Source organism: Streptomyces sp. NPDC101194 (assembly GCF_044767885.1).
GTDB lineage: Bacteria > Actinomycetota > Actinomycetes > Streptomycetales > Streptomycetaceae > Streptomyces.
Map to the genome: position 1 here is coordinate 209,437 of NZ_JBIWOS010000013.1, position 10,057 is coordinate 219,493.

Annotated in this window: 8 protein-coding genes; 5 read left to right on the top strand and 3 right to left on the bottom strand. The window is 71.8% G+C overall.

From position 1 onward, the window contains the following. Positions 1 to 66 precede the first annotated feature (66 nt). From ACIRP2_RS35205 to ACIRP2_RS35215, 3 genes are all read left to right on the top strand, one after another. The gene (locus tag ACIRP2_RS35205) at positions 67 to 1,515 is read left to right on the top strand and encodes an aldehyde dehydrogenase family protein (RefSeq protein WP_404257588.1); all 1,449 of its coding nucleotides are present in this window, start codon (positions 67 to 69) and stop codon (positions 1,513 to 1,515) included. Between the two features lie 100 nt (positions 1,516 to 1,615). Continuing rightward, a complete protein-coding gene (locus ACIRP2_RS35210; RefSeq protein WP_404257590.1) occupies positions 1,616 to 3,031 on the top strand; it encodes an NAD(P)/FAD-dependent oxidoreductase in 1,416 nt (471 codons plus the stop codon). Between the two features lie 80 nt (positions 3,032 to 3,111). Further along, complete coding sequence (locus tag ACIRP2_RS35215) at positions 3,112 to 3,645, top strand: Lrp/AsnC family transcriptional regulator (RefSeq protein ID WP_376285327.1); 534 nt, start codon at positions 3,112 to 3,114, stop codon at positions 3,643 to 3,645. 15 nt (positions 3,646 to 3,660) lie between these two features. Here the strand turns inward: ACIRP2_RS35215 and ACIRP2_RS35220 are convergent, their stop codons facing one another. The 3 genes from ACIRP2_RS35220 to ACIRP2_RS35230 form a co-directional block, all read right to left on the bottom strand. After that, on the bottom strand, positions 3,661 to 4,614 hold the full coding sequence (locus ACIRP2_RS35220; protein ID WP_404257592.1) for a hypothetical protein: 954 nt from the start codon (positions 4,612 to 4,614) through the stop codon (positions 3,661 to 3,663). 181 nt (positions 4,615 to 4,795) lie between these two features. Continuing rightward, complete coding sequence (locus ACIRP2_RS35225) at positions 4,796 to 5,584, bottom strand: oxidoreductase (protein WP_404257594.1); 789 nt, start codon at positions 5,582 to 5,584, stop codon at positions 4,796 to 4,798. Positions 5,585 to 5,804: 220 nt separating this feature from the next. Then, positions 5,805 to 7,055 (bottom strand): ROK family transcriptional regulator, encoded by a 1,251-nt coding sequence (locus tag ACIRP2_RS35230; protein ID WP_404257596.1) that lies wholly within the window; start codon positions 7,053 to 7,055, stop codon positions 5,805 to 5,807. Between the two features lie 191 nt (positions 7,056 to 7,246). Here ACIRP2_RS35230 and ACIRP2_RS35235 point away from each other — a divergent pair, with 191 nt between their 5' ends. Next, positions 7,247 to 9,466 carry an alpha-N-acetylglucosaminidase gene (locus tag ACIRP2_RS35235; protein ID WP_404257598.1) on the top strand — a complete coding sequence of 740 codons (2,220 nt, stop codon included), beginning with the start codon at positions 7,247 to 7,249 and terminating at the stop codon, positions 9,464 to 9,466. Between the two features lie 137 nt (positions 9,467 to 9,603). Beyond that, positions 9,604 to 9,843, top strand: coding sequence for a hypothetical protein (locus tag ACIRP2_RS35240; protein ID WP_351082184.1), 240 nt, complete (start codon positions 9,604 to 9,606; stop codon positions 9,841 to 9,843). The last annotated feature ends 214 nt before the right edge of the window (positions 9,844 to 10,057 follow it).

The window sequence follows — 10,057 nt, forward strand, 5'->3', positions numbered from 1 at the left end:
CCGGGACGGCGCGGCTCCGAGCCGGCACGCCCTTTCCCGTTCAGGACAGGACAGAGAGGCCAACGCATGACCACCCCGACCGCCGACCGGCACCAGCTCTTCATCGACGGCGCCTTCACCGACGGCACCTCCGGGAACATCCATGAGGTCATCAGCCCGGCGACGGGCGAACTCGTGGGCAGCTTCCCCCTGCCCGCGGCCGCCGATGTCGACGCCGCGGTGCGTGCCGCGAACGAGGCCCAGCCGGCCTGGGCCGCGACCAATGTGTGGACCCGCGCCGAGCTCTGTCACCGCATCGGTACGGAACTCGGCAGGCGCGTGGACGAACTCGCCCGCCTCCAGTCCCTGGAACAGGGCAAGCCGCTCGCCGAGTCCGTCGCCGACATCGAGGAGGCGGCCAAGCTCTTCCATCTGCACGCCGAGGACGCCGTACGGTTGCACGGCGAGACGCTGCCCTCCACCGACAACACCAAGCGGATGTTCACCTTCCAGCGCCCGGTGGGCACATGGGGCATCATCACGCCGTGGAACTTTCCGCTGCTGATGCTCGCGGAGTTCGTCGCCCCCGGTCTCGCCACCGGCAACGCCCATGTCGTCAAGCCGCCGGCCAACACCCCGCTGACCGTCCTCAGGGCGATGGAGGCGTTCGTCGCCGCCGGGCTGCCCGACGGCCTCGTCAACATCGTGCCCGGTGAGGGTGACACCGGCGACGCGCTGGTGCGTCACGAGGGCATTCACGCGATCGGCTTCATCGGCTCCTCCGCGACCGGGGCGAAGATCCAGTCCGCCGCCGGACTCAAGCGCTCCATCATGGAGTGCTCGGGCAACGGCCCGCTCGTCGTCCTCGCCGACGCCGATGTCGAGGCTGCCGCCAAGGCCGCCGTCGACGGCGCCTACCCGTGCGCCGGGCAGGTCTGCTGCGCCACCGAACGCGTCATCGTGCACGCCGACATCCATGACGAGTTCGTCGAAGCCGTCCTGCGCGAGGCCCAGCGCATCACCCTCGGCGACCCGTTCGATCCCAAGACCGTGCTCGGCCCCCTCAACAACGAGGGCGTCGCGGCCAAGATGGACCGGCACATGGCCGACGCCCGCGAGCGGGGCGCACGCATCCTGCTCGGCGGCAAGCGCGCCTCCGGCCACCCCACCGACCTCTACTACGAGTTCACCGTGGTGGACGGGGTCCCCGAGGACAGTCTGCTGTCCCGTGAGGAATCCTTCGGACCGGTCGTCCCGATCATCACCGGGCAGGACGAGGACGATCTGCTGCGCATAGCCAACGACGACAAGCTGGGCCTCCAGGGCGCCGTCTTCACCCGGAGCATGAGCTCCGCGTTCCGTTTCATCGAGGAAATGGCCGTCGGCCAGGTCGTCGTGAACGAGAGCAACAACTGGTGGGACATCAACATGCCGTTCGGCGGCGCCGGCAGCCGGTCCACCGGCTGGGGCCGCATCGGCGGCAAGTGGACACTCATGGACATGACCGACACCCGCACCGGCGTCATCAGTCTCTGACCGCCCCGCTCGCTCCCGCCCGCCGTCGACCGGGGCCCCGACCAGTGTCGGGGCCCCGGCCCGTACCGTCCCACCACGCCGGCAACGAGGTACCCGCCACATGACCACCGCAGCCCCGCGCCCCGCCGACCATCGCAGCCGCCTGCGCGACACGGAGGCCGCCCCCTACTGGCTGGACCGGCCCGAGCACCCCACGCCCCTGCCCCGGCTGACCGCCGACACCACCTGCGATCTCGCCGTCGTCGGCGGTGGCTACACCGGTCTGTGGACCGCGCTGCTCGCCAAACGCGCCCACCCGGAACGGGACGTCCTCGTCATCGAACAGAACACCTGCGGCCACGCGGCCAGCGGCCGCAACGGCGGTTTCTGCTCACCCAGCCTCACCCACGGCCTCGCCAACGGCGCCGACCGCTGGCCCGCCGAGGCCCGGCTGCTGCACCGCCTGGGCATGGAGAACTTCGAGGCCTTCCGGCGCGATCTGGACACCCACGGCATCGACTGCGGATTCGTGCGCGGCGGCAAGGTCACCGTCGCCGCCACGCCCTGGCAGGCCGAAGGACTCGACAGCGCCCACGCGCTCGCCCACCGGTACGGCGAGCGGACCAGGCTGCTGAACCGCGCGGAACTGCGGGCGTACGTCGACTCCCCCGGCTGGACCGCCGGCCTCTGGTCCCCCGACTACGCGCTCCTCGACCCCGCCCGGCTCGTCTGGGGTCTGCGCGCGGCCTGCCTGGACCTCGGGGTACGCATCGCCGAGCGCACCGAGGTCACCGACCTGACCACCCGTCATGCCGGCCGGGTGCGCCTCGCCACCCCGTACGCGGCGGTCGGCGCCCGGCAGGTCGCTCTCGCCACCAATGTCTACCGGCCCCTGCTCAAACGCCTCTCGCTCAGCGTGATCCCGGTCTACGACTACGCCCTCACCACCGAGCCCCTGAAGGACGAGCAGCTCGCCGCCATCGGCTGGATCGGCGACCACGGAATCACCGACGCGGGCAATCAGTTCCACTATCTGCGCAAGACCGACGACAACCGCATCCTCTTCGGCGGCTACGACGCCATCTACCACTACGGCAGCCGGGTCGACGAACGGCTCACGCAGCGACCCGCCACCTTCGACACCCTCGCCGCCCAGTTCGCCGAGGCCTTTCCCGCCCTCGCCGATGTCCGCTTCTCGCACTCCTGGGGCGGCGTCATCGACTCCACCACCCGCTTCTGCATGTTCGCCGGCACCGCGGCGCACGGCCGGATCGCCTACGCGCTCGGCTTCACCGGGCTCGGCGTCTGCGCCACCCGGTTCGGTGCCCAGGTCATGCTGGACCTGCTCTCGGAAAGGCGCACGGACCGGCTCCGGCCCGCGATGATCCGCCGCCCACCGGTGCCCTTCCCGCCGGAGCCGGTCCGGTATCTGGGTGTCGAGGCCACACGCCGGTCCATGGCCCGCGAGGACACGCACGGCCGTCGCGATCTGTGGCTGCGCACCCTGGACCGACTCGGCCTCGGTTTCGATTCCTGAGCCGGGCAGGATAGGCCGCACGACCGAAGATCCAGGCCCGCGCACCGTGACGGGCCGTACATGAGAGCCGGAGCAACAGCATGAGCACGCTGGGTGGCAGCCCCCTGGACGACACCGACCGCCGGATCATCGCCGCACTCCAAGCGGACGGCCGCCGCCCGTACAGCCAGATCGCCGAGGAACTCGACATCCCCGCCTCCTCCGTGCGCTACCGCGTCCAGCGCATGGAGGAGAACGGCACTCTTCAGATCGTCGGGATCGCCAACCCGCTGACCATCGGCTTCGACCGGTTCGCCATGGTCGGCATCCGGGTGAGGCCGGGCAGCGCCCAGGAGGTCTGCCGACGGCTGAGGGAACTGCCCGAGACCTCCTACGTCATCATGACGGCGGGTACCTACGACGTGATGGTGGAGGTGATCTGCCGGGACACCGACCACTTCACCGATCTGATGAACCGCAGACTGCATCAGATCGACGGAATCGTCTCGACCGACTCCTTCTTCGTACTGGAAGTGCACAAGCTGGCGTACGGCTGGGGCGTCGGCGAGGTGGACACCTCGCTGCTCGACGCCCCGCAGCCGCCGCTGGGGGCGGGTCTCGACCAGCGCGCCTGAGCGGCGGAGCGGTCCTCAGTCCGTGAATCCCACGTGGACATGGTCGTGATGGGTGGCGTCGGTGAAGAACTGATGTGCCGTCACGCCCCCGGAGGGCCGGACCGGCCCTCCGACGTTGTACGAACCGGCCGCCGCCGCGTCGCGCATGAACGACTCGATCAGCCGGCGCGACGTGGCCGGATCGACGACCATGTGCCCGTCGATCCGCCCCACGTCGAAGGCCCGGCCCGGTGGGTGATCACTGGGCCGGTCGGTCCCGAACACGTACAGCGGGTGCCCGGAGCGGATCACGCTGAGGTCCATCCGGTACGTGCCGACCAGGCTCAGCAGGGCCCGCAGCACGCTCGGGTGGACGTGCCCGCTGCGGATGTCCGCCTCGGCCGCGGGCGGCAGACCGATCCGCGGTTCGGCCAGCACCCGCTCGGCCTCCGTGGGCAGCGTGGCCGCGGCGGGGCCGGGGCGGGCCGGGTGGAGATCGGTGACCTCCCAGTGGGGCCGGGCCCGGCTCAGCCGTACGTCGACGGTCGTACCGCCTTCGTGGCCGGGCGTCCACTGACGGCACACCACCAGCACACTGGCCGAGTCGGTCAGGATCCCGCCGTACTGCGCGTCGATCACCTGGAGTGCGGCCCGGTCCGCGTCGGGGCGCAGCGCGCCCGCCCGGTCCACCAGTGACGGCGCCGCCCCCAGCGCGGCCACCCGTCTCTTCGCAGCGGCCGCACCGCCCTGGCCGGCGGGCCAGGCGCCGATCGCCTCCACCACCCGCACGGCACGCAGCTTCACCTCGGGGTCCACGTCGCCGCGGTCGGGATGCCAGGCCGTGGTCGTCGGCAGGGGTGGGAGCGGGGAACGGGATACAGACGTGGCCGGGGCGGTCTTTGTCCGGGAGGTCGCGGAGCAGCCCATGGGTCCCGCGAGCAGTCCGCCGGTGCCGAGCAGCAGGGCGCGTCGGCCGAGTGAGGGTGGCATGCGATGTCCCGTTCCCTTCGGGGCCCTCCTCCGCACGGACGCGGGCCCCGGCGGATTCCGATGGCTGTCGACGCTCCTGACGCGCCGCGTCCGGCCCGGTGCCCGGCGGTGCCGGGCACCGGGGCTCCCGGCACCGGGTCCTCTCCCGTTCCGGTCCCCTCCTGCAACGGGTCGCCCCCGGTCACAGCGTCGTGACGAGTCCTCCGTCGATGACGAATTCCGATCCGGTGACGTTGCCCGACCGGCCGCTCGCCAGCAGCAGTACCAGATCGGCGACTTCTTCCGGCCGGCTGAACCTCCCGGTCACCGCCTGGGCGGCGAACCCCTGGGCGATGTCGTCCGGTTCGCTGCCGGCGACCGCCGCGACGGTCTGCGCGATGCCTCCCTCGCCCAGCCAGAGGTCCGTGGCGACGGGCCCGGGGCTGACGGTGTTCACCCGTACCCCGTGCGGGCCGACCTCCTTGGACAGGGCCTTGGAGAAGTTACTCAGGGCCGCCTTGCTCGCCCCGTAGTCGATGACCGAGGGGTCGGGCAGGAAGGCGCTGACCGAACCGACCGTCACGATCGAGCCGGAGCCGCTCGCGATCAGGTGCGGCAGGGCGGCGCGTGTGGTGCGCACCGCGGTGAGGAGGTTGACCGTCAGCGCCCACATCCATTCGTCGTCGCCGACGGACAGGAAGCCGCCCGCTCTCGGACGCACAGCGCCGACGTTGTTGACGAGGATGTCCAGGCCGCCGTACCGGGCGACCGCCTCGGCCACCGGTTCCTCGGCACCGTCGGGCCGGGTGAGGTCCGCCCGCACGAAGTGGACGTCCTCGCGCGCCGTCAGTTCCGACAGCGGTTCGGTGAGGGTCCGGGAGGCGGCGACCACTCGCACGCCTTCGTCGGCGAGGGCCCGTGTCACGGCAAGGCCGATGCCCCGGCCGGCGCCGGTGACCACGGCCGCCCTGCCTGTCAGACGCAGATCCATCACGCTCTCCCAGCAAACGAACGGCACCGACGAGGGATTGGGGCGCTCCACCGGAGGGAAGCGCCGGACCCAGCCTCACCGGGCCCCGCGGTGACGGCACGGCCCGGCGGGCAACGGGGTGACACCGGCCGACCGCCCGGGTGACGGCGGCAGCCGGTACTCCTCCGTCGCTCCGCCCGGCGCCGCTCTCCGTCCGCCGGGCACGGTCGCCGCCCCTTCGCTACACCACACCTCGGTGGGTCGTCGTCACACGTTCTTCGGCGACGTCCAGGGCGTGACGCACCGCCCCCAGTGCGACGGCTCGTTCGCCGAGCGCCGACGCGTCGAGTTCCACCGGCACCAGGGTGCGGGATCGCAGATGCCTGCGCACGGGTTCGAGCAGGGTGTCACCCGCCCGCGACACACCGCCCCCGACGACGACCCGGCCCGGATCGAGGACCAGCAGGAGTACGGCGAGCCCGCGGGCGAACCGGGCGGCCACCCGCTCCACCACGTCGACAGCGGTCCGGTCCCCCGCCCCGGCCGCCGCGAAGAGCGGCGCGATGTCATGGGCGACGCCGACCGGAGCACCGGCCTCCAGGGCGAGGCGGTGAATGGCCTCGGCGCCGACGAGCCGTTCGAACGGCCCCATGCCGTCGGCCGGACGCGGTCCGGGGGCCGGGGCGGAATCCCCCATCAGGTCGATGAATCCCAGCTCACCTGCGGCGGCCGAATTCCCCCGGTAGGGGCGGCCGTCGATGACGATGCCGGTACCGATGCGCCTTCCCCACTGGACGAAGACCAGGCAGTCGGTCCGGATACCGGCGTCGTCGCTGCCGGTCGCCGAGGAGGCCGCGGCCCCTCGCCAGCGCTCGGCGAGCACGGCGAGGTTGACGTCGTTCTCGATGGACACCGGGCAGTGCAGCCACTCGCGCAGCAGCGATGCGGCCGGCAGCCCGGCCCAGTCGGGAATGCTGGGCGCGAGCAGCACCTCGCCCCGCTCCCGGTCGACGATCCCGGGGGTGCCCACGCTCACCGCCCACAGGCTCGACAGCGGCACGTCCGCCTCGGCCGCCGCCGCCGTCAGCGCGGCCCGGACCGTGGCGAACAGGTGCGGCCCGGCCGTGCCCCTGTCCACGGCCACGCGATGCGTGGCCAGTATCCGGCCTGCCAGGTCCGCGATCATCACCAGCACCTTGTGCGGGCCGATGTCGACCCCCGCGACGTGCCCCGCCTCGGCGCGGAACCTGGCGTACTGGGCAGGCCGGCCGAGCTGTTGCGGTCCGACGGCCGTGGTGAATTCCACCAGTCCGCAGTCCCTCAGTTCGCCCAGGGCCCTGGTCACCGCGGGCCGTGACAGCCCGGTGAGCGCGGCGAGATCGGTGACGCGGGCGGTGGGTGCGTCCCCCTCCCGCAGTGCGGCCAGAACCGCGGCGACGTTCATCCGGCGCAGGACGTGCGGGCCGGTGGCCGCCGCTCTGTGGACCGACATGTACGTCAACTCCCTTGCCGGAGGGCGCTGTAGGCACTGTACCCAGCGCTTCGAGAGCGCGGGCGGTCGGCGCTCTTGACGGTCACGACACGGTCCGCCCATATTAACGAATGCTCCGTTAGTAAGTCTGACGCGTGTCCGCTCCACGTACTCGGCAAACCTCCACATCCCTTCGTCGGACGAGGTCAACGTTGAGAAGCCTCAGATCCTGGATCGTCGTCTGCACGACCGCCCTCACGGTGCTGGCCGCGGTGTTGAGCGCTCCTGCCGCTCCCGCGGAGGCGTCTCCCCGCGGCGGCCCGGCCTTCGCCGCCGGGCCTGCCGAGGCGGCCCTGCGCCGTCTTCTCCCCCGGCACGCCGGGCAGTTCGACCTCGTGGCGGTGGACCGTCCCGCGTCCGGTGACTACTTCGCCGTCTCCGGGACCACGGGCCACGTGCGGGTTCGGGGGACCAGCCCCGCCGTGCTGCTCAGCGGGGTCAACTGGTACCTGAAGTACACGGCGAAGGTGGACATCGGCTGGCCCGGTGACAGCACGTCGAGGCTTCCGAAGAGGCTCCCCGCGCCCGTCGGCACGGTCCGCCGGGACGCCTCGGTGCCGCACCGGTTCGCCCTCAACGACACGGACGACGGCTACTCCGGCGCGTACCGGGACTGGGCCTCGTACGAGAGGCAGATCGACGTCCTGGCCCTGCACGGTGTCAACGAGGTGTTCGTGCAGATGGGTGCGGACGCCGTGTACTACGACACGTTCCAGGAGTTCGGGTACGCGAAGAAGGACCTCGCGTCCTGGATTCCCGGTCCGGCACATCAGCCGTGGTGGCTGATGCAGAACATGTCCGGCTTCGGCGGCCCGGTCACCGAGAAGCTGTTGGAGCAGCGGGCCACGCTCGGCCGCAGGATCGCCGACCGGCTGCGTCTGCTCGGTATGACCCCGGTCCTGCCCGGCTACTACGGAACGGTCCCGCCCGGGTTCACGGGCCGCAACCCGACGGGCCCCGTGGTCCCGCAGGGCGACTGGGTCGGTTTCGAGCGGCCGGACTGGCTGGACCCGCGCGGCGAGATGTTCCCGAAGGTCGCCGAGGCCTTCTACCGTCACCAGCGAAGGCTGTTCGGCGACTCCGCCATGTACAAGATGGATCTGTTGCACGAAGGCGGACGGCCGGGCGACGTACCCATCGCGGACGCGGCTCGGGCCGTCATGGACGCTCTGCAGACCGCGCGTCCCGGCGCCACCTGGGTGCTGCTCGGCTGGCAGAGCAATCCGTCGACGCAGCTCATCGACGCGGTCGACAGGAGCAGGCTCCTCATCGTCGACGGGCTCGCGGACCGGTACAACGGCCTGGACCGGGAGGCCGCCTGGCACGGCGCGCCGTACGCCTTCGGAACCATCCCCAACTTCGGTGGTCACACCACGATCGGGGCCAACTCAGCTGTCTGGACAGCCAGGTTCAACGCATGGCGCACCAAGCCGGGCAGCGCGCTCCGGGGAATCGCCTACCTGCCGGAGGGCACCGGCGGCAACCCCGTCGCGTACGAGCTGTTCACCGAACTCGCCTGGCAGAGCGCCCCTTCCGACGACGAGGCCTGGTTCGCCGACTACGCGGAACGCCGCTACGGCGGTGCCGACCCGCACGCCGCCAAGGCGTGGGAACTGCTGCGGGCGGGCCCCTACAGCACACCGTCCGGCACCTGGAGCGAGTCCCAGGACAGCCTGTTCACCGCGCGCCCCGCGCTGACCGTCGGCTCCGCGGCCAGCTGGAGCCCGTCGTCCATGCGGTACGACGCGTCGACGGTGCAGCGGGCGCTCACGGAGTTGCTCCAAGTCGCCCCCGAACTGCAGAAGTCGGACGCCTACCGGTTCGACGTGGTGGATGTGGCCCGGCAGGCACTGGCCAATCGCAGCCGTACGCTGCTGCCGCAGATCAGGTCCGCGTACGAGGAGAAGGACCTTGCCCTGTACCGGCAACGGGCCACGGAGTGGAAGCAGGACCTCGCCCTGCTGGACCGGCTGCTGGCCTCCGACCGGCGGTTCATGCTCGGCCCCTGGCTCAAGGACGCCAGGTCCTGGGGCGGCACCGCTGCCGAGCGGGACGCCGCGGAGTTCGACGCCCGCTCGATCCTGACCACCTGGGGCCATCGTTCCGGCAGCGAGTCCGGCGGTCTGCGCGACTACGCGAACCGCGAGTGGTCGGGACTGGTCTCCGACTTCTACGCCGAACGCTGGACGCTCTACCTCGACTCCCTCGACACAGCCCTGACCACCGGCCGCTCCCCGGCCTCGATCGACTGGTTCGCACGGGACAACGCCTGGAACCTGGAGCGCAAGAGCTACCCGGTGAAACCCACGGGCGACCCGGTCGCACTGGCCGACACCGTACGCGTGGCCCTCGCGCCGGCCGCCGTCCGCTGACCGGCCGACGCCCGTGACCAGCACCCCGGACCGCACCTGCCCCACGGTCCACCCCCGCCGGACGGCGGCAGGGACGGCCGTCCGGCGTGACACAGCTCACGACTATTCACGTATTGCGCAACCATTAAAGTGTAAACATGGATGCCGATACTTCCGACACTCAGGCGAACCAGCAGATCGCGATGCTCGACGGCGGCCCCGCACACGGGCTGCGCATGTGGGTCACCAGCCGGCCACCGGTGGTTCAGGTCACCTGGCCGTGCGAGGTCGAGGCGCCACCCGAGGGCATGCGGGTGGAAGCCCTGTACGTCTATCGACTCGACCCCCGGGCGAAGGAGCAGCCGCTGCGTTACGGCTTCGACGGGGCCAGCCCCTGACGGTCCCCGATCCGCGGACCGGCACGCACCGGGAGTGAAGGGACCCCGGCCGGTCGCGGACACGCATGCACCGGCGGTCCCCGGTCGTGGGGGGGGGCCGGGGGCGGGGGGGGGGGGCGGGGGGGGGGGGGGGGGCCCGCCCCCCCGGGGGGGGGGGCCCCCACCCGGGCGGGGGGCGGGGCGGGGGGGGCGCGCGCCCCCAAGGGCCGTTGGA